Below are 24257 nucleotides of genomic sequence, written 5' to 3'. Positions count from 1 at the left end.
GCGCCGGGCAAACGGTTCGCGTGGGGCGCGCGCGGGAGGGGTTATGGACGGCGAAGCCGCGGACAACAGCTACGTCTCGAAGCTCACGATGGTGACCGAGGGCGAATGGAAGGGCTGGCGCTGCTATCCCGGAGGCGACCCGTTCGAGGACCTCGCCGGGCCGTTCTACTTCCGCTTCGACGACGACGGCCGCCCGGTGTGCGCCTTCCGGGCCGAGCACAAGCACATGAACGGCGGCATGTTCATGCACGGCGGCTGCGTGATGACCTTCGCCGACTTCTCCCTGTTCGTGCTGGCCCGCGACGCCATCGAGGGCAGCCAGACCGTCACCGCGACCTTCAACTGCGAACTGGTCGGCACCGCCCGCATCGGCGACCTGGTCGAATGCCGCGGCGAGGTGGTGAAGGCCGGCAAGAGCATGGTCTTCGTCCGGGGCCTGATCACCAACGGCGACGAGCCCGTGGCCAGCTTCTCCTCCGTGCTGAAGAAGACCCGCCCGAGAGGGAGCTGAGGATGGCCGCGCCAGCGACGAAGCTGTCGGTCCTCGACCTGTCGCCGGTGACGGGAGACGCGACCCAGGCTCAGGCGGTGCGCGAGACGCTGGACGTGGCCCGCGCGGCGGAACGGCTGGGCTACCACCGCTTCTGGGTCGCCGAGCACCACAACATCGCGGGCCTGGGCTCGCCCAACCCCGAGATCCTGATCGCGGCGCTGACGCAGGTCACCTCGACCATCCGGCTCGGGTCGGGCGGGGTCATGCTGGTCAACTACTCGCCGCTGAAGGTGGCCGAGACCTTCATGGAGCTGGAGGCGCTGGCGCCTGGCCGGATCGACCTGGGCCTGGGCCGCGCGCTCGGGGCGGACGCCCGCACCGGCGGGGCCCTGCGCTCCGTGGGGTCCGACGCCTTCCCGCAGTACTTCCAGCTGCTCTCGGCCTGGCTGCTGGACGCCGGCGGCAAGGTCCCGATCCCGCAGGGCCACCCGATCCACGACATCAAGGCCAACCCCTCGGGCCCGTCGCACCCGGACGTCTTCCTCCTCTGCACGTCGGAGGAGAGCGCGGCCTTCGCGGGGGTGATGGGCGTGGGCCTGGTCTTCGCCGAGTTCATCGCCCGGCGCGAGGCGACCTCGTCGATCGCCGCCTACCGCGAGGCTTTTCGCCCCTCGGCGTTCCGCAGCGAGCCTTGGGCGGGCACGGCGGTGGTCGCTTACGCCGCCGAGACGCAGGAGGCCGGCTGGCGGGGCGATGCGCTGCGGCGGGCGTCGACCGTCTCGATGCTGTCGGGCCGCCGGCGCCGCTTCGGCGACGTCGACGAGGCCGAGGCCTTCCTCCGCGAACGGAAGGACACCCCGCTTCTCGCCGACGTGGAAAGCCGCAGCATCGCGGGCGACGCTGCGGGCGTGCACGCCCAGCTGCGGGCGAAGGCCGGACGGGCGGGCGCCGACGAGGTGTTCGTGATGGCCACGGGGCCGTCGCTGGCCGACCGGATCACCTCGCTGGAGCTGATCGCGGCGCAGCACGCCGCCCAGGCCGCCGCCTAGTCTGCGACCTTCCAGACGCCGCCTTCGCGGGTCGCGGTGGCGTATTCGCGCGGTCCCAGGAAGACCACCGCCGTCTGCTCCCGGACCACCACGCGCTTGACGGCCTTGAGGCGCGCGATCAGCTTCGGGATCTCGCGCTTCGCGAGCGCCAGGGTCTCCGGCGAGAACCCGTCCAGGCCAGCCGCGGACTCCGCGGTCGAAAGCGATCGCGCGGCCGCCATGTCCCCGCGAGCCAGCGCCTGGGCCCGCGCCAGCACGGCCTGGGCCGGCTCCGACGCCGCGGCCGCCGGCCCCTTCAGGTCCGCCACGAGGCGGTCGCGGAACACCGGCGCGCTGAACGTCGCGGCCAGGGTCTCGCTCGCCTCCTTCCGAAGCGCGCCCACGATCCGCGTCGGCGAGACCTCGAGCCTTTCCCAGAGTCCCTCGGTGTTGGTGATGGAGATGTTCGCCAGCGAGGCGCCCGGCTCGGGCCGTGCGAGCACGGTGACCACCATCCCCGTGCGGTCGGCCGGATCGAACGACAGCAGGACGCCCCTCACCTGCCCCTGGGCGGCCATCCACCAGATCGGCGGGAAGGCCTGGCCGAACAGCGCGCGGGCGGGCACATCGCGGTCGGTGAGCGCCAGCCGGATCTCGCGGTCGGAGTCCAGCAGCCCTTCGGTGTTGTCCCGCTCGACCGCCACGGCGTGGGTGAAGCCGACCTCGGCCTCGTCGTCCCGATACCCGCCGGCGACGACGCCGGGGTCGATGGCGAAGGCCGGGCGCGCGGCCAGCGCCGCGCCCAGGCCGAGCACCGTCCGCCGCCGCATCAGGCCGGCGCCTTGCGCGGCATCCCCGCCGCGGCCGCGGGCCGCGCGCGCATCGCCTCGGCCCAGCGCGCGACATGGGCGAGGTCATCGGGCAGCTGGAACCTGATCATCCGGCCGAAGTCGAGCCCGATGAACGCCACGATGTCGGCGATCGTGACCCGGTCGGCGGCGATCCAGTCGCGGCCGGCCAGCCGCCCGTCCAGGAACCCAAACGCCTTCGTCGCGCCGGCGAGGCTGTGCTCGCCCACGGCCGGGACCTGGGCCTCCAGCGCTCCCATGGCCGGGTGGGTATGGCGCACCCCGATCATCATCGGCGTGGCGACCATCATCTCGACCCGCCGGAGCCACATCTCGATCACCGCCGCCTCCTCGGGCGTGCGGCCGAACAGGTTGGGCGCGGGATACCTCGCCTCCAGGTAACGGCATATGGCGATGCTCTCGGTCACGCAGGTCCCGTCGTCGAGCTCCAGCATGGGCACGTTCGGCAGGCCGGCCTTGGCCAGATACTCCGGGGTCTTGTGCTGGCCCTGGAACAGGTCGACCGGGACGATCTCGACGTCGGCGACGCCCTTTTCGGCCATGACCCACCGGACGCGGCGCGGGTTCGGCGCGAGCGGCGTATCGTAGAGCTTCATCTTCAGCCTCCTGCGGCGGGCTTTGCCGGGGCCGCCGTCGCCGCCTCGTTGCGCAGGGCCGACCACAGCAGGGTCGCCGCAGCGTACAGCACCACCACGATCACCAGCCAGCGCAGCGGCTCGACCGGCAGCGACTTGACCAACAGCGCCGCCACCAGCACCGCCGGGATGCCGCCCAGCGACAGGCCGAGCGGGATCCGCAGGTCGACCTGCGCCGTCCTGATGTAGCGCACGCAGGCGCCCGCCGCGGCCAGCGCGCCGCCGCCGGCCATGATGGGGAAGCACAGCCGCGGGTCCATGCCCATGAGGCTGAGCATGACGAGCATGGGCGCGTAGTGCCCCACGCCGAAGCTGACGAGCACGCCGAAGACGAAGCTGGCCGCGATGGCGGCCGCCGTCAGCCCCGGCGGCAGAGACCGGGCCGTGCCGCCGACAGGCATCATCTCGAGGTTGGCCAGGGCGTAGAAGACGGCGGCGAGGATCAGCGCTCCCGCGACCACCGCCTGCACGACCCGCACCGGCGCGCGGGTGGCGAGGCCGACGCCCACATAGGTTCCCACGGTCAGCGTGACGGCGCAGCCGACCAGCAGCACCGGATCGATCCCGACCCCCAGCAGCGCGAGGAAGATCAGCGCCTGGACGAAGGTCGGCGGCGTGTGGCCGATCAGCATCGTCGCAGGGATCAGACGGTCCGGGACATGCCGGCGGAACCTCAGCCACGCTGCGGTCGGGGCGAACGAGCCGATGCCCAGGGCGTCGAAGAAGTTGGTCACGGCGCCGACGACGATCGCCTCGGGCGGAGGCCGCACGGGATTGGCGCGCAGCGCCTGGACCATGGCCCAGACGAAGGCCGCGATCCCGACGGCGATCGCGGCGATCAGCAGTGCGAGCATGCACCCTTCCCCCCGCCGGCACGCTGCCCCGCCGCCGCCGGCGAGGCAAGGCTCAGCCGAACAGGTCGTGCGGCAGCAGTCCCACGATCGAGGCCGTCAGGCAGGTGGCCAGGAAGCCGGCCATCATGGCCTTCCACACCATGCCGACGATCTCGTTGCGCCGTTCGGGGACGAGGACCGAGAAGCCGGCCAGGTTGATGCCCACCGAGGCGATGTTGGCGAAGCCGCACAGCGCGTAGGTCATCAGCACGCGGGTGCGCGGCTCCATGGCCTCCAGCGGCATGTTCCCCATGCTGATGAAGGCGGTGAACTCGGTGAGCACCAGCTTGACGCCCAGCAGCGAGCCCGCGGTGGGCGCGTCGGCCCAGGAAACCCCGATGGCCCAGGCGAGCGGCGCGAAGATCACGCCCAGGCCGGCTTCCACCGAGAGCTGGTAGCCGACCGCGTCGCCGACGGCGCCCAGGATCTTGTTCACGATGGCCACCAGCGCCACGAAGACGATCAGCGTGGCGGCGACGTTCATCACGATCTGGAGGCCGTCCGTCGTGCCCTTGATCAGGGCGTCGATCGAGCTGTCGTACTTCTTGGCCGCCAGCGGGTCATAGGTCTGGGCCTCCTCGATGGCGGCGTCGCGCGGCACGATGATGCGGGCGAGCAGCACGCCGGCCGGCGCCGAGACGATCGAGGCCGTGAGCACGTGCGCCGCGGCGTTCGGCAGCACGCCGCTGAGGATGGTCGCATAGGCCACCATGGTGGATCCGGAGACGCACGCCATGCCGACGGCGATCAGCATGAACAGCTCCGAGCGCGAGAGGCTGGGCAGGTAGCTGCGGATGAAGATCGGGCCTTCGACCTGCCCCATGAAGACGGTGGCGGCGGTCGCCAGGGCGGGCGGGCCGCGCAGGCCCATCGTCCGCTCGAACACGACCCCGAAGGCCTGGGTGATCCAGACCAGGATCTTCCAGTGCCACAGCAGCGCGGCCAGCGCGCAGACCACCAGGATCACCGGCAGCACCCGGAAGGCGAAGACGAACAGCGAGCCCGGGTCGGTCAGCGCATAGGGCTGGTTGGGCGTGCCGGCCAGGAAGCCGAAGACGAAGGCCACGCCGGCCTGGGTGGACGTCGCCAGGCCGTCCACGACGACGCCGACGCCCTGCAGCGCGGCGCGGACGGCCGGCAGCCCGAACAGCGCCAGGACGAGCAGGCCCTGCACCGCCATGGCGCCCAGCGCCAGCTTCCAGGGGAACCGCGCCCTGTTCTCGGATACGGCCCAGCAGATGAGCAGCACCAGCGCGATGCCGACGAGGCTCTGGGCGTTCTGCGGACCGAACATTCATCCCCCGACGCACGCCGCGACTCCGCGGCCGTCCGCGTCAATCGACGCCGAAAGCGCGGCGCGCGCAAGGGCAGCGTGACCGCAGCGCTCTGCGCCGGCGGCGGGCGCCGGAATCTGTCCCGGCCGTGGGCGAATCCGCCTGCGCAACCCTCTCCTGATCGCGCCGCCGCGGGTCGGCGGCCGCTAGGCGGTGGTCGAAGCGATGGAGCCCTGGCGGTAGGGCGCAGCGGCGGGCGCGGCCGTCGAGGGCGCAGCGGGCATGGCGTCCAGGGCCGCCCTCGCGGCCTCCGAGAGGCGGACCTCGTCCTGCGGCGCAGCGCGGCCGAAGACCTGGAACACCGCCTGGGTCCATTCGGGCGAGTTGTTGTCGCTGCGCATGGAGAGGCGCAGCGCAGCGGCGAACTTCGGGTCGGCCGCGGCCCTGGCCTGGGCGGCCTTCTGGTCCAGGGCGCCGTTCGCGCCGACGACGCCCGCGTCCTTCATGAAGGCCACCACCCGGGCCTGGGCGTCCATGTTCGCACGCCAGGCCGAGGGGTCCGCGTAGGGCTTGGTCCCGTTGCGGTCGGCGACGTTGATGGTCGTCCTGAACAGGAGGTCCCGGTCCGACGCCGACAGGTCGTCGAAGCGGGCGGCCACCGCCTCCAGCGCGGCGCCCGGGCCTCCGGCCTGCCGCGCGGCGTTCATCGCCTGGACGAAGTCACGACCCAGGTCCTGGGCGCGCCGGCCGATGTCGCTGTCGTAGGTGGCCCGGTCCAGGACCTTGCGGCGGTCGGGATCGATGCCCGCCAGGTCGCCACGCGCGGACATCGCCTGCAGCGCCTGGTAGGCCTCGACGCGCTGGGCCTCCGCGGTCCTGCCGCTGGTGTCGTTCACCGCCGCCGACAGCCGGTCGAACTCCGCCATACGCGTCGCATAGTCCGCAGACGTGACGCCGCCCGTCGCCCGCACGGGGGTGACGGGGATCGGATAGGCGGCGCTGGCGACAGTCGTGACGTACATTCGGGCCGTGGCGGACCTCGCAGTTGGACGGCATCCTTGCCCGCGAAGGCCTAAGGAAATCCTGCGAAGCGCCGGCGACGTCCGGCGGATTACGAAGGTTTAATCGGCCGGGCCGCATCCGCTGAATTCGCCAGCAGCCTCTTAGGGTTGAGCGCGGTTCGCGCGGCGACCCCGGCCCTGCCTTACGGCGATGTAACTGGCCTACCGAGACCGCCGCGCCGACACCCACGCTCGATGTGAGGGCGGTTCGTCACGATGTCTCTGGCGCTTGCAACTCTGCTGTACGAATGGCGCCGGTACACGGCCGCCATGGTGGCGCTCGCGGTGGCGGGGCTGCTGATCCTGGCGCAGGTGGGCATGTTCACCGGCATCGTGCGGGGCGTCACCGCCACGCTCGACCGCAGCCGCGCCGACATCATCATCATGCCGCCGAAGATGGAGAGCCTGATCAACTCGGGCGGCGGCTCCCTGCCCCAACGGCTCCAGCCGCAGCTCTACATGCATCCCGAAGTGGTCGAGGTGGCCGCCTGGGACATCGAGGGCGGGCGCTGGGTCAACCGGCCCAAGGACGGCAAGAAGGCCGTCACCACCTTCGTCGACGTCAACATGGTCGACACCCGCCCCGGGGCCGTGACCCTGCCGGTGGACTTCAGCGAGGAGACGCGCCGCGCGCTGATGGAGCCCTACGCGGTCGCCATCGACGAGAGCCAGCTCGGCCGCCTGGGCGTGAAGCTGGGCGACGAGGCCTCGCTGAACGGCAAGACCGTCCGGGTCCGGGCGATCCTCACCGGCTATCCGAACATCAACAACGCCTCGATCACCGTCTCGCGCGACACCCTGCGCCTGCTGGGGATGGTCCAGAAGAACGGCAAGACCGGCCCGCTGATGGTGCGCTTGGCCGACGCCGCGCGGGCGGACATCGTCCGCGACCAGCTGAACCGCGACGCCAAGGGGGCCTACCGCGCCTGGACGCGCGCCGAGCTCGCCGAGGCCAACGAGGGGGCCCTCCTGAAGGAGCAGATCATCGGCCTGTTCCTGTCGTTCAGCGTCGTCATCGGTTTCGCCATCGGCTGCGCGATCACCTCGATGACCCTGCGCGGGGCCATCCTCTCGAGCATCAAGGAGTTCGCGAGCCTTCGGGCGCTGGGCGTGCCGATGAGCGCGCTGCGCGGCATCGTGTTCGAGCTCTCGCTCTGGGTCGGGGTCGCGGGCCTCGCCTTCACAGCCCTGCTCACGGTCGGCGTCTACCTGCTGGCGCAGAGCGGCGGCGTGCCTATGGGCTTCCCGCTGGCCTGGGACATCGGCGTGGCCGTGCTCCTCCTCTTCATCGCCGGCGCCTCGGGGCTCTTTTCCCTGGGCGTCCTCAAGAAAAGCCAGCCCGCGGATCTCCTGCGATGAACACCAACAAAGCGGCCATCACGGCGCAGGGCCTCTACAAGCGCTTCAAGACCGGCCGCACCCACATCGAGGTGCTCAAGCGGGTCGACTTCGACGCGCTGCACGGCGACGTCACCATGGTCATGGGCCCCTCGGGGTCGGGCAAGTCCACCCTGGTGGCCGCGCTGTCGGGCCTGCTGAAGCCGGACGACGGCGGGGTCGTCGGCATGGGCCAGGACCTCTGGAGCCTCAAGCCCACGGCCCTCGACCGCTTCCGGCTGGACCACTGCGGCTTCATCTTCCAGGGCTTCAACCTGTTCTCGGCCCTGACCGCGGTGCAGCAGGTCGAGATCATCCTGAAGTACAAGGGCGTGCCCCGGCGGCAGGCCCGCGACCGCGCCGCCCAGGCCCTCGCCGAGGTGGGGCTGGGAAGCCGGCTGCACCAGCGGCCGTCCGAGCTGTCCGGCGGCGAGAAGCAGCGCGTGGCCATCGCCCGCGCGCTCGCCAAGGACCCGCAGCTGATCTTCGCCGACGAGCCCACCAGCGCGCTGGACGGCGAGAACGGCCAGGTGGTGATCCGGCTGCTCCACCGCGCGGCCAAGCAGCACGGCGCCGCCGTGATCTGCGTCACCCACGACCCACGCCTCGAGACCTATGCGGACCGCGTCATCCATCTCGAGGACGGCCGGATCCTCAGCGACCGGCGCACCGAACACGCGGCCAACGTCTCCGGCGCCGCCCACCGACAACCCGCGCTCGTTGGAGCCTGAACCCCATGCCCGCCTTCTTCCGCAAACGCCTCGTCTGGATCGTCCTCGCGATCGTCGCCCTCGCCGGCGGCGGCGGCCTGTTCCTGCAGAGCCAGGCCAAGGCCAGGAAGGCCGAAACCGCCAAGGCGGCGGCCAGCGTCAAGCCCAGCCCATATGCCGCCATCGCCAACGGCAAGGCCGACGTCGAGGGCGGGATCATCCAGGTCGCCGCCCGCCGCGCCGGGGTCGTCCGCGACGTGCTCGTGCAGGAAGGCGACGACGTGAAGGCGGGCCAGGTCCTCGCCCGTCTCGAGGACGACGAGCCCCGCCTCGCCGCCCAGCGGGCCCAGGCCGAGGTCCGCCAGGCGCGCGCCGCGCTCGCGCTGCTGGACGTCCAGCGCTCGGCCGCCCAGCGCGAGTTGCGCCGCCTGGAGGGGCTGGCCCCCTCGAACTTCGTCGCCGCCCAGAAGCTCGACCAGGCCCGCGACGGCGTGCGCGAGGCCGAGGCGCGGATCATGGCCCAGCAGGCGGTCGTGGCCACCACCGAGGCGCGCCTCAACGAGGCCCGCTACGACCAGGAACTCTCGATCATCCGCGCGCCCGCCGACGGCCGGATCGTGCGCCGCTATGCCAACCCCGGCGCCGGCGCCTCGACGCTGAACGTGTCCAACATGTTCGACCTGGAGCCCAACGCCGGCCGCATCGTCCGCGCCGAGATCGCCGAGGGCGCCCTGCCCTTCGTCGAGATCGGCCAGCGCGTGCAGATGTCGCCCGAGGCCGACCCCACCAGGACCTTCCCCGGCAAGGTCCTGCGCCGCGCCGCGGTCTTCGGCGCCCGCAAGCTGCAGTCCGACGATCCGACCGAGCGCACCGACGACCGCGTGGTCGAGGTGGTCGTCGACTCCTCGGGCGCCCCGTTCCTGATCGGCCAGCGCGTCCTCGTGAAGTTCGTCCGCGCCCAGCAAGCTGAAGTCCCCGCCCGCCCCGCCGGCTGACGCCGCACCCCGCTCCTCCCCCGTCCCAACGGGGGGGGTGGACCGGCGCCCCGCGCCGGGACGGAGGGGGCGCACCCCCTCCGCCGCGTCAGCTTGACGCCATCCCTCGCCGCCCGCACAACGCGCGCCGAATTTCGAACACCTGCTCCAGAGGGGATCTGAGATGGCGGACATCCGCTTCGACGGCAAAGTTGCGATCGTGACCGGCGCGGGCGGCGGGCTTGGCCGACAGCACGCACTGGAGCTGGCCCGGCGCGGCGCCAAGGTCGTGGTCAACGACCTGGGCGGCTCCGTGGACGGCTCGGGCGGCGGCTCGGACGCGGCCAACAAGGTGGTCGAGGAGATCAAGGCCGCTGGCGGCGAGGCGATCGCGAACGGCTCGTCGGTCACCGACGACGCCGGCGTGGCCCGGATGGTCAAGGACGCCATGGACGCCTGGGGCCGCATCGACATCCTGGTCGCCAATGCCGGCATCCTGCGCGACAAGACCTTCGCCAAGATGGAGATCGCCGACTTCCAGGTGGTGGTCGACGTGCACCTGATGGGCACGGTAAAGCCGGCCAAGGCGGTCTGGGAGATCATGCGCGCCCAGAACTATGGGCGCATCGTGGTGACCACGTCCTCGACGGGCCTCTACGGCAACTTCGGCCAGGCGAACTACGGCGCCGCCAAGCTGGGCCTGATCGGCTTCATGAACACGCTGAAGCTCGAGGGCCAGAAGAACAACATCCACGTCAACGCCATCAGCCCGGTCGCCGCCACGCGGATGACCGAGAACCTGATGCCGCCCGAGACGCTGGCGCTGCTCAAGCCCGAGTACGTGACGCCGGGCGTGGTGTTCCTGTGCTCGGAGGAGGCCCCCACCGGCGCCATCCTGACCGCCGGCGCCGGCGCCTTCGCCCTGTCGCGCATCGTCGAGACCGAGGGCGTGGCCATCGGGCCGGGCGCCACCGTCGAGCAGGTCCGCGACAACTGGGCCAGGATCGCCGACCCGGAAGGCCAGCGCGCCTACCTCAACGGCGGCGAACAGGGCGCGAAGTTCTTCCGCAAGCTGCAGGGCGGCTGACCGGCCGCCGCGAGGACGGCGGCGCCCCGGCGCCGCCGATGACTCAATTGGTCGGCCCTGTGGGCAACGCTACGCATGACCATCCGCTAGGCGAGGTAACCAACTTCGTATCCTCGTCGAGAGCGCTGAGCGATCGAGCTGTCGCAAGGAGAGCGCGCAATCGCGCATCGTCACGCTCTGTCGCTCTTGCTTCCAATGCCACGTTGAGCATCTCGGTGCGCAGTGTTTGCGTGATCTCAACCGGACACCTGTCACCAACACCGTCGTATGAAGGGAGTGGAAAGGTCAGTCGCCCGGCCCAATCCGACAACACGACTCTGCCATTAGCTCGGCGGATGTTCGTACAGTGAGCGCCAGCGTAGAGTAAGAGCGTAAGCGGGCGATCCTCATCGGCATGCCAACGGATGCTGCCGGAAGGGGTATCTTCGCACCAGTCCCAAGTCAGGCCCTCCAGCGGCGAAAACCGGGCGTCAACGCCGTGCGGCACCCCGTCGGGGCGTGGCCATTGCTGGAGCAGTAGATCAATCGCCAAGGCTGCACACAGCAACAGAACCGCCGCCGCCACAACGATGCGAAGAGTCCCTCCGCTCGAACTCATCAACACCCTCTCGGCCCAGTAGCGTTCTTGTTAGCCGCCTCGGATCCGATAACTCACGTATACTCGTCGATCCCGTCAGCAGATGGAGCTGCCCGTTCGAGCTTGCCTGGCCGCCACTCTCAGGGTCGGCGTCGAAGGTAATTCCGAACGAAGGCAGTTGTCAGAATCACCATTAGACATACGAACCCAAAGAATGCCCACGAAGAACGCGGGAAGCCAACTCCAAACAACCCAACAAATAGAGCAGAATTAGTTGCTATCACAACTAGAAGCGCGATTAGATCAGATCTCAGTATATCAAACTTGGACATCAATATTGCTCGCATGCCTTTAGGATTTCTACCACTGCTTCTAAAGCCTTTACATTCTCCTCGGATCTTACTTCGGCTTAGATTTCAGCTTCCGGATTTTGCGAAGGTGCGTCGCTAGCCCCACTTGCACACCGGAAGCGCCTAGAAAAACGACACTTGTGATGCCAAATATTGAAGCCCTCCTCAAAGGCACCACTTCTCCGTGCATTGTTAATGGGCCGAGAACAGGGATCCAACAGAATATGGCCGAAATCAATGTTGTCGAAGCGCCGATCCACAAATTAACCTCGGCAACTTGAGACAATATTATGTTTCTCTTGCGCAACTGCAAATCACCTGTTCAAGAAAGCAAAAGTTACTGTTCCTGTGAATGTTGCATCTGCGCCTGAATGAAGGCCAACGCCCACACCGAATCGACGAGATAACTCCGGATACACCGTGCCTTGAGAAGGAAATAACTATCCCGCCACGTTACCAGTGGGACCCGCGCCCCCGTTACTACTACGAACCCTGTAACTTATCCTTGCCGTTGCGGCGCGCCATCCGCAACACCGAAATCGGTGCGGCTGTTGCAGTCGCTGCCGCTCCGACGCCAACGGCGCCTGTCGCAGAAACTTCCAGAAACGAGTCGTAGATGAAGGTGCGCGTCCCGTCGGAGGTCAGATTCCCGTTGGAGTCGTAGCCGGACGCCGCCGCGATGGCCGCGTCGCGATTGAGCTGGTCATGCGCGTCGTTGATCGTCGTCGTCGGCTGTCCGCTCCAGACGTACTGCTCCGACTTCTGCTCGTTCGCGACGAGCTGACCCGCGGGATTTGTAGCCGAAGAACTGGTACGCCCGCCGCGCTCCCTTTCAGCGATGTAACCCGAATCCGCTTGCGGGCGCGCCCGGGCTCAAGCCTAACTCGCGGACCGAGCGCCCGACGAAAGAGGCGCGTCGTTCAAGGGGAGCAAGGTCAGGTGTCGACTTCAGGATCAGGCGCAGCGGGCGGGCCTCTTTCCTTCGCCCGCGTGATGGTGTTCGCCAGCGCGTCGATCCCCATCGGCGCCCTGGTCCTGGCCGCCACGGTCCACCTGCCGCGCTACTTCGCCTCCGAGCTCGGCCTGTCGCTCGCCGTCGTCGGCACCGTCTTCGCCCTGGTCCGCTTCGTCGACATCCCCATCGACACCGCCATGGGCCTCGCCATGGACCGTACGCGCACCCGGTTCGGCCGCTACCGGGTCTGGATGGCGGCGGGCGCGCCCGTCCTGATGCTCGGCTTCTACATGCTGCTGTCGTCGAACCCGGGCGTCGGCGCGCTCTACCTCGGCGTCTGGCTCCTGATCATGTACCTCGGTTATTCGGGGGTGTTCCTGTCGCACCTGGCCTGGGCCGGCCGCCTCGCCTCCACCTACAAGGAGCGCTCCCGCGTCTTCGGGGCCTTCACGGCGCTGGGCGTCGTCGGCTCCATGGCCGTGCTGCTGATCCCGATCTTCATGAGCCAGCAGGGCTACAGCGACGCCGAGGGCGTCCGCGCCATGATCTGGTTCATCATCGGCAGCGCCGCGGTCACCTGCCTGCTCGTGGTGCTGACCTCCCCCGAGCGGATCGCCCAGGACCATCCCGGCCACTTCACGCTCAAGGACTACGCCCAGCTGCTCACGCGCGGCAACGTGGTCCGGCTCCTGGCCGCCGACCTCCTGGTCACCCTGGGCCCCGGCTGGATGGCGGCCCTCTACCTCTTCTACTTCAAGGACAGCCGCGGCTTCGACACCGCCGCCGCCAACCTGCTGCTGCTGATCTACGTGGCGGCGGGCTTCGTGGGCGCGCCGTTCGCGGCCTGGCTGGCCAACCGGCTCAGCAAGCACGTGGCCTTCCTGCTCGCCACCACCGCCTACTCGGTGGGCCTCATGGCCCTGCCCTTCCTGCCCAAGGGGAACTTCGCCGTCTTCGCGCCCCTGATGTTCGCCGTCGGCGCGATGGCGGCCGGCTTCACCGTCATGATCCGCGCGATCTGCGCCGACATCGCCGACGAGCTGAGGCTCGACAGCGGGCGCGAGTGGATGGGACTGATGTACGCCGGCATCACCGCCACCTCGAAGCTGGCCTCGGCCGCCGCCATCTTCCTGACCTTCAACGTGCTCGCGCTGGTCGGCTACAAGGTGGGGATCAACGTCTCCAACACGCCCGAGGCCATCCTGGGGCTGGAGCTCGCCTACATCATCGGCCCCATCGTCTTCGTCATGGCCGCCGGCGCCTGCTTCATCGGCTACAAACTGTCGGCCGAGCGCCACGCCGAGATCCGCCGCCAGCTGGAGCTCCGCGACGCCAGCGTGACCGACCCCGCCGCCGCCGCCGAGGCGCTCACCGGTGTCGATCTCGGCCCTGCCGGCAGCCGTCCGTCCTGAACCGCACCGCATGGCGAGCCCCATGGCCCCGGCCGGCCCGTCGCCCCAGCGCCTCTCCCTCGGCCTGTCGCTCGCGTTCGCCGCCACCAGCCTGCCGCTGAGCGCGCTGGGGATCGCGGTCTCGGTGCACCTGCCGGCCTATTTCGCCGCCAGCCTCGGGGTGGAGCTCGCGGTCGTCGGCGCCGCCTTCGCGCTGGCTCGCGCCATCGACGTGCCGATCGAGCCCGCGCTGGGCCTGGCCATGGACCGCACCACCACCCGCTGGGGCCGCTATCGGGTCTGGACCCTGCTCGGCGCGCCCTTCCTCATGGCCGGTCTGTTCCTGCTGCTGCAGGCCGACAGCTCGGTCGGCACGGGCGGCCTCGTGGCCTTCCTGCTCGTGATGTACCTGGGCTCCTCGATGCTGCTCCTGTCGCATTCGGCATGGGCCTCGACGCTGGCGGCCTCGTACAACGACCGCGCGCGCCTGTTCGGGGTGATCACGGCGGTGGGCGTCGCCGGCGCCGTGAGCGTGCTGCTGTTCCCCATCGTGATGGAGCAGCTGGGCTACACCGACGCCCAGGCGATCCGGGCGATGATCTGGTACCTGATCGCGCTGGCGCCCCTCGCGGTCCTGCTGGTGATCTGGCGCACGCCCGAACGGGTGATGCGCGATGCGCCCGGCGCCCGTTTCCGGCTGCGCGACTACGTCGAGCTGGTGTTCGACCGCAACATGTTCCGGGTGATCGTCGCCGACCTCGCGCTCGGGCTGGGCCCCGGCTGGATGGCCGCGCTCTACCTCTTCTACTCCCGCGACTACATGGGCTTCACGTCTGGTCAGGCGAACATCCTGCTGCTGATCTACATCGTCGCCGGGATCGCGGGCGCGCCCAGCCTCGCCTGGGTGGCCACCCGCATCGGCAAGCACCGGGCCGTGATCGCCTCGGCGATCCTCTACTCCCTCCTGCTGGTCAGCCTGCCGCTCCTGCCCAAGGGCGTGCTCCTGGCCTCGGCGCCGACCCTGTTCTTCACCGGCTTCTTCGCGGCGAGCTTCAACGTCCTGACCCGGGCCATGACCGCCGACGTGGCCGACGAGATGCGCCTGCGCCAGGGCAAGGAGCGCGGCGGCCTGCTCTACGCGCTGACCACGCTCACCAACAAGGTGGCCGCGGGCGTCGGGATCGCGCTCACCTTCTGGGTGCTGGGGCAGACGGGCTACGACCCGCAGCTGGGCGACAGGAACACGCCCGAGGCCGTCCGGTCGCTGATGCTGGTGTTCGTCGCGGGGCCGATCGTGTTCGTCTCGCTCGGCGCGCTCGTCCTGCTGGGCTACGGCCTCACCCCCGCGCGCGCGGCCGAGACCCGCCGCCAGTTGGACGCCCGCGAGGCCGCGATGCTGGCGGGTGCGGGCGTGGAAAGCCTCACCGGCGAAGAGGCCCCGCCGCCGCGACGCGACTGACGGCTCAGCCGCCGACCTTCCCGGCCAGCGCCAGGAACGCCTGCGCCGCCGCGCTCTCGGTGGTTTGCGCCACCAGCGGCTTGCCCAGGTCGCAGGCCTCGCGCAACGCCACCTCGATCGGGATCTCCGCCAGCAGCGGCACGCCCAGGCGCTCGGCCTCGGCCTTCGCCCCGCCCGTGCCGAAGATCGGCGCCCGCACCCCCGAGGAGTCGACGAAGTAGGCCATGTTCTCCACCACGCCCAGGATCGGCGCGCCGGTCCGGTCGAACATCGCCGCCGCCCGCCGCGCGTCGATCAGGGCGATCTCCTGCGGCGTGGAGACGATCACCACGCCGTCCATCTTCAGCTTCTGGACCAAGGTCAGCTGGATGTCCCCGGTGCCGGGCGGCAGGTCGATCACCAGCACGTCCAGCGGCTCCGCCTCGCTCCCCCAGTTGGAGTTCAGGAGGGTCCGGAGCGCCGACGAGGCCATCGGCCCGCGCCAGATGTTGGCCGTGCCGGGCTCGACGATGAAGCCGATGGACATCACCTTGATGCCGTGGGCCTCCATCGGGTTCAGGCGCTTCTCCTCGTCGAAGGTGGGATCGCCGTCGATTCCCAGCATGGTCGGCGCCGAGGGGCCGTAGATGTCGGCGTCCAGCAGCCCCACGCGCTTGCCCAGGCGCGCCAGGGCGGCGGCCAGGTTGACCGAGACCGTGGACTTGCCGACCCCGCCCTTCCCGGACGCCACGGCGATCACCCGCTTCACGTGGGGCGGCTTGACCGCGTCGACCATCGGGTGGAGCTGCGCCTGCGGGTCTTCGGCCACGCGGGCCCGGGGTCGCGGGGCCTCCGCGCCCGCCGCGGGCGCCCGGCGCGGCGACACGCGCAGCTGCGGCGTCGAGGGAGCCTGAAGCTCGGTCGTCAGGACCACCTGGGCGAGCTCGACGCCGTCGATCTCGGCCAGCACGCCCTCGGCCTTGTCGCGGACCGGCCGGTAGAGGTCGATGTCGGCGGGCGCGACCTCGAGCATGAACGCCGCCCGCCCGCCGCGCAGGACGAGGCCGCGCACCAGGCCCGCGCTGGTCAGGCCCTTGCCGGACTTCGGATCGATCACCCGGTCGAGGGCCTGCAGGATGGCGGTCCGATCGGGGCCTGGAGGTTCGCTCATGCCGCCCTGGTCTTGCTATCGAGTGGGTGGGGGCCCCATATCCGGCTGACAGCGTCGGTTTACAAGCCCGCAGGGGGCGGAACTGCCGTCGGAGAGTTGAGACCCGCTTTGAGCACGCGCGCCGGCTGATGCCCTGGAACGACAACGCCAACCCGGGGCCATGGGGTTCCCCGAACAACAACGATGACCGCAGGGACGGCCCCCGCCGCCCCCAGGGCGGCGGGCCGCGCCGGCCGGGCGGGCCTGATTTCAACCGCGGCTTCGAGCAGCTGAACGAGCGCCTGCGCGGCATGTTCGGGGGCGACGGCGGTCCGCCGAATCGCCGGCTGCTGTCCCTCATCGGCGGCGGCATCGTCGCCGTCTGGGTGGCCTCGGGCTTCTACCTGGTGCAGCCGAACGAGCAGGCGGTGGTGCTCACCTTCGGCTCCTACTCGCGCATCGAGAGCCCCGGTCCGCGCTACCACCTGCCGTTCCCCATCGAGCGGGTGGAGAAGGTGCCGGTCACCAGCCTCAAGCGCACCGATGTCGGCGGCGCCGCGTCGGCCGGCGGCGAAGCCGCCGCCGAGAGCCTGATGCTGACCGGCGACGAACAGATCGTGGACGTGGACTTCAGCGTCACCTGGCGCATCGCCGACCCGGCCCGCTACCTCTTCGCCACCCGCGATCCGGAGGCCGCCGTGAAGGCCGTGGCCGAGAGCGCCATGCGCGAGGTCGTGGGCCGCACCGAGCTGCAGCCCATCATCTCCACCGGCCGCGGCCAGGTTCAGCGCCAGACGGCCGAGGTCATGCAACGCGCGCTCGACGGCTGGGGCGCCGGCATCAGCATCGTCGAGGTCCAGATCCGGGCCGCCAATCCGCCCCCCGAGGTGGTGGCCGCGTTCCGCGACGTTCAGAGCGCCGAGCAGGACGCCGACTCCGCGGTGAACGAGGCCAACACCTACCGCAACCGGGTCGTGAACGAGGCCAAGGGCGACGCCGCCCGCATCACCCAGGCCGCCATGGGCTATCGCGAGCAGGCCGTGCGCGAGGCGCAGGGCGAGGCCGCCCGGTTCAACCAGATCTACACGGAGTACCGGCGCGCGCCCGGCGTCACTCGTGACCGGCTGTACATCGAGAGCATGCAGCGCATCCTGCAATCGTCGAACAAGGTGGTCATCGACGCCAAGGGCGCGACGGCGCCCATCATCCTGCCTCCGGACGTGTTCCGCCCGCGCGACGCCGCCGTCGCCCCGGCGCCGCAGCCGCAACCGCCCGCGCCCGCCGCGGCCACGACCGGGAGGAGCGGCCAATGACCCTTTCGACGCGCCAGATCGCCTACGTCCTTCTGGGGCTGGCGGCGCTCTTCCTGATCACCAACGCCTTCTTCGTCGTCGACCAGCGCCAGCAGGTGATCCTGGTCCGGCTGGGCGATCCCGTGGGCGTGATCAATCCGCCGGGCCGCGACCAGGCGGGCCTTCACATGAAGGTGCCGCTGATCGACGACGCCATCCGGCTCGACCGTCGCAACATCGCCATCGAGGCCGACCAGGAGGAGATCATCACCGCCGGCCAGCAGCGCCTCGTGGTGGACGCCTTCCTGCGCTACCGCATCTCGGACCCGGAACAGTTCTACCGCACCCTGCGCGACGAGCAGACGGCCCGCGACCGCATCGAGCGGCTGCTCAACTCGTCGCTGCGCCAGGTGCTGGGCTCGGCCACCTCGACCGACATCATCTCCGGCCGCCGCGCGCAGCTCATGCAGCAGGCGCGGGCCGACATGGCGCGCCGGGCCCAGGCGTCGCGCCTGGGCATCCAGGTGATCGACGTGCGCATCAAGCGCGCCGACCTGCCGAGCCAGAACCGCGACTTCGTGTTCCGCCGCATGTCGACGTCCCGCCAGCAGGAGGCCGCCCAGCTCCGCGCCCAGGGCGAACAGCGCAAGCGCGAGATCATCGCCGAGGCCGACAAGGAGGTCGCGATCACGCTGGCCACCGCGCGCGAGCAGCAGGGCCAGATCATGGGCGAGGGCGACGCCCTGCGGACCCGCATCTTCGCCCAGAGCTTCGGGCGCGACCCGTCGTTCGCGGCGTTCTTCCGCTCGATGCAGGCCTACGAGCGCAGCTTCGCCGACGGCCAGACCACCCTGGTGCTCTCGCCCGACAGCGCGTTCTTCCGCTACTTCGAGCGCGGTCCGACCGGCGGGGCGGCGACGCGCCGCTAGCGGCTAAAACGCCCGCCAAGCGTGGCCTTGGAATGGCTTGACGTGATATTCCCGGCGCGCAACAACTGCGCCTTACAGGCGTAAACTGCCGGAGGGTCACGATGCCAAGGCTCGCGTGGATGGCGACGGCGCTGGTCGTGGCCGCGGCGCCCGCCGTGGCGCAGCCGCGCAGCTACCTGATGCAGCCGGTCCCGCTGGCGGACCTGGACGTGGCCAGCAAGTCCGGCGAGCGGGCCATGACGCGCCGCCTCGCCGCCGCGAGCCGCGAACTCTGCGCCCACATCCGCTCGCCGCTGTTCCCGGGCGCGGAGGGACGCGCCTACAAGTGCCGCCGCGACGCCGTCGCCGCCGCCCGAGCCCGCCTGACCCCCCACGCCTGACGGCCGCGCGGCCCCGGACCGAGCGCTACCCGGCGAGCCAGTCCCGCACCTCGTGCAGGTCGCGGGCGATGCGCACGCACAGGGTCTCCATCTCCTCGGTCGGGTCCAGCATGTCGGGAACCATGACCGTCATCATGCCCGCCGCGGAGGCCGCGCGGACGCCGTTGTGGCTGTCCTCGAGCGCGAGGCAGTCCGCCGGATCGACCCCCAGCGCGTCGGCCGCCTTCAGGAAGGGCTCCGGGTGCGGCTTGCTGCGCGTCTGGACGTCGCGGGTGATCAGCGCGTGGAACCGGTCGACGATGCTGTGCGGGCCAAGGCTCATCTCGACGGCCTGCAGGCTGGACGAGGTGGCGATGGCGCGGGGCAGCCCCAGTCCGTCCAGGGCGTCGAGGATCTCCAAGACCCCCGTCTTCAGGGCGATGCCCGCCGCCAGTTCCTCCCGGAAGTGCGCGCTGACCGTCGCCGACCAGGCCGCCAGGTCGAAGCCGTCCCCGAAGTGATCCAGCAGGATCAGGTCGCTGGCGGCATGGGTCAGGCCGACCATGCGCTGGAAGGTGGCGAACGGCATCTCCGAGCCGATCCCGCCGGCCGCGCGCTGCATGGCGCGGAACACCACCGTCTCGGTGTCGACAAGCAGGCCGTCCATGTCGAACACGACGGCTTTCACGGGGCGCGGCAGGACCATGGGCGCGCGATAGCCCACTCCGCCGCGTCAGGGAACGCCCCTGCCCGCCGCCGGGTCAGTCGGTCGCGAACTCGTCGTCCCGGTAGCCCTGGAAGTAGAGCAGCGCGGTGAGGTCCGCGTGGTCCACCTTGGCGTGCGCCTGCGCCGCGACGATGGGCTTGGCGCGGTAGGCGACGCCCAGTCCGGCCGCCTGGATCATCGCCAGGTCGTTCGCGCCGTCGCCCACCGCCAGCGAGGCCGACAGCGGGACGCCCAGGGCCGCCGCCTCGTCCTGCAGCGCGGCCAGCTTGGCCTCCTTGCCCAGGATCGGCTCGCCCACCTCGCCGGTCAGCGCGCCGCTGGCCTCGATCAGCGTGTTCGCCCGGTTGAGGTGGAAGCCGGCCGCCTCGGCCACCCGGCTCGTGAAGAAGGTGAAGCCGCCCGACACCAGCGCGCAGCGGGCGCCGTGCGCCGCCATGGTGCGCACCAGCGTCCGGGCGCCGGGATTGAGGCGCACGCGCTCGTCGTAGGCCTGCTGCAGCGCGCGGGTCGAAAGGCCCTTCAGCATGCCGACGCGCTCGCGCAGAGCCCCCTCGAACTGCAGTTCGCCCCGCATGGCGCGTTCGGTGATGGCGCTGATCTCGGCCTTGAGGCCGGCGAAGTCGGCAAGCTCGTCGAGGCACTCGACGTTGATGATGGTGGAATCCATGTCGGCCACCAGGAGGCGCTTGCGGCGGCCGGCGGCCGGCTGCACGCAGGCGTCCACAGGCAGGCCGTCCAGTTCGGTGGCGACCACCGCCTCGGCGGCCGCGGCCTCGGCGATCAGGGGAAGGTCGTACGCGCCCAGGCCCAGGGGCTTCGGCGCCTTGACGCCCGCGCCCGCGGCTGCGAGCGCTTGCCGGGCGCGTTCGGCGGCGGCCTGCGCGGCGGCGGCGTCGGGGCTGACGAGGGTGAGCACGAGTTCCATGACCGGCCGCATCTGGCTGATCGCCGGGCCCACCGCAAGCGGCAAGTCGGCCCTGGCCCTGACCCTGGCCGAGCGGGCGGGCGGCGAGATCGTCAACGCCGACTCGATGCAGCTCTACGCCGGCCTGCAGGTCCTGACGGCCGGACCGGCGCCCGACGACCTCGCGCGGGCGCCGCACCATCTCTTCGGGACGGTCGACCCCGCCGACGGCTGGTCCGTGGGCCGCTGGCTGCGGGCCTGCCTCGAGACGCTCGAGGGGATCTCGGCGCGCGGGCGCGACGCGATCGTGGTCGGCGGGACGGGGCTCTACTTCCGGGCCCTCACGAAGGGCCTGGCCGAGACGCCCGACATCCCCGACGGCGTGCGCGGGGCGGCGGAGGCCGACTACGCCGCCCTGGGCGAGGCCGAGTTCCGCGGCCGCCTGGCCACGGCCGACCCCGCGGCGGCGGCGCGCATCGCGCCGGGAGACCGCCAACGCCTCGTGCGCGCCTGGGAGGTCTTCGCCGCCACCGGCCGGGCCCTGACCGACTGGCAGGCGGCCGGCGAGCCCGCGCTGGCGCCGGGGCGCTGGCGCGCGCTCGCCCTGGAGCCGCCGCGCGCCGCGCTCTACGCCCGCTGCGACACCCGGCTGCACGCCATGGCGGCCGCGGGCGCGCTGGACGAGGTGCGCGCGCTTGTCGCCCGCGGCCTCGACCCTCGCCTGCCCGCGATGAAGGCCGTGGGCGTGCGCGAGCTGGCGGCGCATCTGGCGGGCGAGACCAGCCTCGAGGCGGCGATCGCCGCGGCCCAGCAGGAGACCCGCCGCTACGCCAAGCGCCAGATGACCTGGATGCGGGGGCAGATGGCCGACTGGCCCCGCATCCATGCGCTCGAGGCGGCGGAACAGTGGAGGCAGTTTCTTGCCCTAGAACCGGCCTTGACGCCCTAGGCGCGGCATGCGACACGCCCAATCCGAACTTTCGCGGGAATTCTCGTGCGCACCATCCTCGTACTCGTAAGGCGACCGTAGCGGACTGACCTCGTCGTCAGGACCGTCCGGTCGCTTGCCCAGGCCCCATCGAGGGCCTTTTTTATTACCCTGAACCAGGCCTGCCTCATGACCGCCCATCAGACGATCGAAGCCGAAACCACCACCATGTCCGGCGCCGAGATGGTCGTGCGCGCCCTCATCGACCAGGGCGTGGAAGTGCTCTTCGGCTACCCGGGCGGCGCGGTGCTGCCCATCTACGACGCCCTCTTCGCCGAGCCGCGCCTGCAGCACGTCCTTGTGCGTCACGAGCAGGGCGCGACCCACGCCGCCGAGGGCTACGCGCGCTCCACCGGCAAGCCCGGCGTCGTCCTGGTCACCTCGGGCCCCGGCGCCACAAACGCCGTCACCGGGATCGTGGACGCGCTGATGGACTCCATCCCGATGGTCGTCATCACCGGACAGGTCGCGACCCACCTGATCGGCACCGACGCGTTCCAGGAGTGCGACACGATCGGGATCACCCGGCCCTGCACCAAGCACAACTACCTGGTGAAGGACATCGCCGACCTGCCGCGCATCCTGCACGAGGCCTTCCACATCGCCACCTCGGGCCGGCCGGGCCCGGTGGTCATCGACGTGCCCAAGGACGTGCAGTTCGCCAAGGGGACCTACCAGGGCCCGACCGAGGTCAAGCACAGCCACAACTACGCCCCGCGCGTGAAGGGCGACGCCGGCCGGATCGCCGAGGCCGTGGCCCTGCTCGCCAAGGCGAAGAAGCCGATCCTCTACACCGGCGGCGGCGTCATCAACGCCGGCCCCAAGGCCTCGCTGCTGCTGCGCGAACTGGCCGAGCTGACCGGCGCGCCGGTCACCTCCACCCTGATGGGCCTGGGCGCCTTCCCGGCGTCCTCGCCGCAGTGGCTGGGCATGGTGGGCATGCACGGCAGCTTCGAGGCCAACAACGCCATGCACGACTGCGACGTCATGGTCGCGGTCGGCGCGCGCTTCGACGACCGGGTGACGGGGCGGCTCGACGCCTTCGCGCCGACCTCGAAGAAGATCCACATCGACATCGACGCCAGCTCGATCGGCAAGAACGTGCGCGCCGACGTGGGCATCGTGGGCGACGCCGCCAGCGTGCTGGAGGACCTGGTCGCCGCCTGGAAGAGCCGCCGCCTTTCGATGGACGCGGCGGCGCTCAAGGCCTGGTGGGCCGAGATCGACGCCTGGCGGGCGCGCCAGTCGTTCCGCTATCGGCCGGACGCGAAGCTGATCAAGCCGCAGCTCGCGATCGAGCGGCTCTACGCCGCGACCAAGGACCTCGACACCTACATCACCACCGAGGTCGGCCAGCACCAGATGTGGGCCGCCCAGTTCTACCACTTCGACCAGCCGAACCGCTGGATGACCTCGGGCGGCCTGGGGACCATGGGCTACGGCCTGCCGGCGGCCGTCGGCGTGCAGATGGCGCATCCGGACAGCCTGGTCATCGACATCGCCGGCGACGCCTCGGTGCTGATGACCATGCAGGAGATGTCGACGGCGGTTCAGTACGACCTGCCGATCAAGATCTTCATCCTGAACAACGAGTGGATGGGCATGGTGCGCCAGTGGCAGCAGCTGCTGCACGGGGAGCGCTACAGCCACTCGTACTCGGCCTCCCTGCCCGATTTCGTGAAGCTGGCGGAAGCCTACGGCGGCGTGGGCATCCGGGCCGAGCACCCGGACGAGCTGGACGACGCCATCGCCGAGATGATCTCGGTGCGGAAGCCGGTGCTGTTCGACTGCCGGGTCACGAAGGAAGAGAACTGCTTCCCGATGATCCCGTCCGGCAAGGCGCACAACGAGATGATCATGGCCGAGGAGGCCCGCGACCTGGGCTCGATCATCGACGACGCGGGCAAGCGGCTGGTCTAGGGGTGCTCAGCCGTGCAGCCGAATGGCGCGGCGATTTCGTCAGCTAGAGCGGGTACTCATGACGCCCGCTGAGGTCCGTTCGCCGCCGGGTGACCCTTGCGCCCCAAGCTCCGTCATCCCGGGCGCAGCGCTCGCCAGAGCGCGAAGACCCGGGACCCAGCCGCACAGCCCTCAACGCGCCGCCTACGACTGCATCCACGACAGCGGCCCCTCGGGCGCCTCGAACCACGCGTCGGACAGGTCGCGCCAGTCCGGGTTCTGGGCCTCGATCAGTTGCAGCTTCCAGTCCCGTCGCCAGCGCTTGATCTGCTTCTCGCGCCGGATCGCCTCGCCCATCACCGCATGGACCTCGTACCAGACGAGCCGCCTGCAGCCGTACGTCTTGGAGAAGCCTTCGAAAGTCCCGAGCTTGTGCTGCCGGATGCGGGTGACGAGGGTGCTGGTCACGCCGGTGTAGAGCGTCCCGTTGCGCCCGCTCGCCAGGATGTAGACCGCGATGAGGGGGTCTCGGCCGACCATCGCTGCAGGTTAGGTCGAGGCCGCGTGCGTGTCGCCTTTCCCGGCGCAGCTTGCCGCGCGCAGGGGCTGGGTCCCGGGTCTCCGCGCTCTGGCGAGCGCTCCGCCCGGGATGACGGGGGGATGGAGTGCTGCGCGCGCAACCTACCCCTCGCACAGCGTCCGCTGACCGGTGATGCCGCGAAGGCCGGCTGTCGGTGCTCGCGTCAGAGAGCGCTTTCGACCCGTTGCGGACGGCTGGAACATCGTGAGGCCTCCTCTCCCAAGCGCGGCAGCGCTGTGGGAGAGGCCGGGAGAGGGCGGCGCGGTCGGACGGGCCGAAGACGCCGCGTGGGACCCGGTCGCAGGTCAGGGGCGGAA

22 protein-coding genes are annotated in these 24257 nt (G+C 70.5%); 13 read left to right on the top strand and 9 right to left on the bottom strand.

The features are described 5' to 3' along the window. Positions 1-43: 43 nt before the first annotated feature. Complete coding sequence (locus tag JNK30_RS21450) at positions 44-511, top strand: PaaI family thioesterase (protein ID WP_293485560.1); 468 nt, start codon at positions 44-46, stop codon at positions 509-511. 2 nt (positions 512-513) lie between these two features. Further along, the gene (locus JNK30_RS21445; protein WP_293485558.1) at positions 514-1542 is read left to right on the top strand and encodes an MsnO8 family LLM class oxidoreductase; all 1029 of its coding nucleotides are present in this window, start codon (positions 514-516) and stop codon (positions 1540-1542) included. Here the strand turns inward: JNK30_RS21445 and JNK30_RS21440 are convergent. The 5 genes from JNK30_RS21440 to JNK30_RS21420 form a co-directional block, all read right to left on the bottom strand. Beyond that, positions 1539-2351 carry a hypothetical protein gene (locus JNK30_RS21440; RefSeq protein WP_293485556.1) on the bottom strand — a complete coding sequence of 271 codons (813 nt, stop codon included), beginning with the start codon at positions 2349-2351 and terminating at the stop codon, positions 1539-1541. The two genes, JNK30_RS21445 and JNK30_RS21440, sit on opposite strands and share 4 nt — an antisense overlap. Beyond that, positions 2351-2986, bottom strand: coding sequence for a glutathione S-transferase family protein (locus JNK30_RS21435; protein WP_293485554.1), 636 nt, complete (start codon positions 2984-2986; stop codon positions 2351-2353). The genes JNK30_RS21440 and JNK30_RS21435 overlap by 1 nt, the downstream gene beginning before the upstream one ends. A gap of 2 nt (positions 2987-2988) precedes the next feature. Continuing rightward, positions 2989-3879, bottom strand: coding sequence for a sulfite exporter TauE/SafE family protein (locus tag JNK30_RS21430; RefSeq protein ID WP_293485552.1), 891 nt, complete (start codon positions 3877-3879; stop codon positions 2989-2991). Between the two features lie 52 nt (positions 3880-3931). Then, positions 3932-5212: a nucleoside transporter C-terminal domain-containing protein gene (locus JNK30_RS21425; RefSeq protein WP_293485550.1), complete on the bottom strand. Its 1281-nt coding sequence runs from the start codon at positions 5210-5212 to the stop codon at positions 3932-3934. Between the two features lie 186 nt (positions 5213-5398). After that, positions 5399-6214: a hypothetical protein gene (locus tag JNK30_RS21420; protein WP_293485548.1), complete on the bottom strand. Its 816-nt coding sequence runs from the start codon at positions 6212-6214 to the stop codon at positions 5399-5401. A 255-nt stretch (positions 6215-6469) separates the two neighbouring features. On the opposite strand from JNK30_RS21420, the gene JNK30_RS21415 reads away from it, so the two are divergent. The 6 genes from JNK30_RS21415 (at position 6470) to JNK30_RS21390 (ending at position 15133) form a co-directional block, all read left to right on the top strand. Continuing rightward, positions 6470-7612: an ABC transporter permease gene (locus JNK30_RS21415; protein ID WP_293485546.1), complete on the top strand. Its 1143-nt coding sequence runs from the start codon at positions 6470-6472 to the stop codon at positions 7610-7612. Continuing rightward, positions 7609-8361 carry an ABC transporter ATP-binding protein gene (locus JNK30_RS21410; RefSeq protein ID WP_293485544.1) on the top strand — a complete coding sequence of 251 codons (753 nt, stop codon included), beginning with the start codon at positions 7609-7611 and terminating at the stop codon, positions 8359-8361. Before JNK30_RS21415 ends, JNK30_RS21410 begins: the two co-directional genes overlap by 4 nt. Positions 8362-8366: 5 nt before the next feature. Next, positions 8367-9335: an HlyD family efflux transporter periplasmic adaptor subunit gene (locus JNK30_RS21405; protein ID WP_293485542.1), complete on the top strand. Its 969-nt coding sequence runs from the start codon at positions 8367-8369 to the stop codon at positions 9333-9335. Positions 9336-9498: 163 nt separating this feature from the next. After that, the gene (locus JNK30_RS21400) at positions 9499-10401 is read left to right on the top strand and encodes an SDR family NAD(P)-dependent oxidoreductase (RefSeq protein ID WP_293485540.1); all 903 of its coding nucleotides are present in this window, start codon (positions 9499-9501) and stop codon (positions 10399-10401) included. A gap of 1920 nt (positions 10402-12321) precedes the next feature. Then, positions 12322-13695, top strand: a complete 1374-nt coding sequence (locus JNK30_RS21395; protein ID WP_293485538.1) for an MFS transporter — start codon at positions 12322-12324, stop codon at positions 13693-13695. Between the two features lie 10 nt (positions 13696-13705). Continuing rightward, the gene (locus JNK30_RS21390; RefSeq protein ID WP_293485537.1) at positions 13706-15133 is read left to right on the top strand and encodes an MFS transporter; all 1428 of its coding nucleotides are present in this window, start codon (positions 13706-13708) and stop codon (positions 15131-15133) included. Positions 15134-15137: 4 nt separating this feature from the next. Here JNK30_RS21390 and JNK30_RS21385 read toward each other — a convergent pair whose 3' ends face one another. Further along, positions 15138-16283, bottom strand: coding sequence for an Mrp/NBP35 family ATP-binding protein (locus JNK30_RS21385; protein ID WP_293485535.1), 1146 nt, complete (start codon positions 16281-16283; stop codon positions 15138-15140). A gap of 128 nt (positions 16284-16411) precedes the next feature. Here JNK30_RS21385 and hflK point away from each other — a divergent pair, with 128 nt between their 5' ends. The 3 genes from hflK to JNK30_RS21370 all read left to right on the top strand — a co-directional run bounded on the left by hflK (position 16412) and on the right by JNK30_RS21370 (position 18863). Continuing rightward, a complete protein-coding gene (hflK, locus tag JNK30_RS21380; protein ID WP_293485533.1) occupies positions 16412-17575 on the top strand; it encodes an FtsH protease activity modulator HflK in 1164 nt (387 codons plus the stop codon). After that, positions 17572-18483, top strand: coding sequence for a protease modulator HflC (gene hflC / locus JNK30_RS21375; protein ID WP_293485531.1), 912 nt, complete (start codon positions 17572-17574; stop codon positions 18481-18483). The genes hflK and hflC overlap by 4 nt, the downstream gene beginning before the upstream one ends. 101 nt (positions 18484-18584) lie before the next feature. Then, a complete protein-coding gene (locus tag JNK30_RS21370; protein WP_293485529.1) occupies positions 18585-18863 on the top strand; it encodes a UrcA family protein in 279 nt (92 codons plus the stop codon). Positions 18864-18888: 25 nt separating this feature from the next. Here the strand turns inward: JNK30_RS21370 and JNK30_RS21365 are convergent, their stop codons facing one another. Next, complete coding sequence (locus JNK30_RS21365) at positions 18889-19548, bottom strand: HAD family phosphatase (protein WP_293485527.1); 660 nt, start codon at positions 19546-19548, stop codon at positions 18889-18891. A 55-nt stretch (positions 19549-19603) separates the two neighbouring features. Further along, a complete protein-coding gene (gene serB / locus JNK30_RS21360) occupies positions 19604-20515 on the bottom strand; it encodes a phosphoserine phosphatase SerB (RefSeq protein ID WP_293485582.1) in 912 nt (303 codons plus the stop codon). On the opposite strand from serB, the gene miaA reads away from it, so the two are divergent. Together miaA and JNK30_RS21350 are read left to right on the top strand one after the other, a co-directional pair. Then, positions 20493-21422: a tRNA (adenosine(37)-N6)-dimethylallyltransferase MiaA gene (miaA, locus tag JNK30_RS21355; RefSeq protein WP_293485525.1), complete on the top strand. Its 930-nt coding sequence runs from the start codon at positions 20493-20495 to the stop codon at positions 21420-21422. The genes serB and miaA overlap by 23 nt on opposite strands. Before the next feature lie 168 nt (positions 21423-21590). Next, positions 21591-23381 carry an acetolactate synthase 3 large subunit gene (locus JNK30_RS21350; protein ID WP_293485523.1) on the top strand — a complete coding sequence of 597 codons (1791 nt, stop codon included), beginning with the start codon at positions 21591-21593 and terminating at the stop codon, positions 23379-23381. Positions 23382-23564: 183 nt separating this feature from the next. On the opposite strand, the gene JNK30_RS21345 is transcribed toward JNK30_RS21350, so the two are convergent. Next, positions 23565-23900: a GIY-YIG nuclease family protein gene (locus JNK30_RS21345; RefSeq protein WP_293485521.1), complete on the bottom strand. Its 336-nt coding sequence runs from the start codon at positions 23898-23900 to the stop codon at positions 23565-23567. Positions 23901-24257: the final 357 nt, after the last annotated feature.

This window comes from Phenylobacterium sp., assembly GCF_016793225.1.
GTDB lineage: Bacteria > Pseudomonadota > Alphaproteobacteria > Caulobacterales > Caulobacteraceae > Phenylobacterium.
This window is presented reverse-complemented; position numbering and strand designations above follow the sequence as displayed.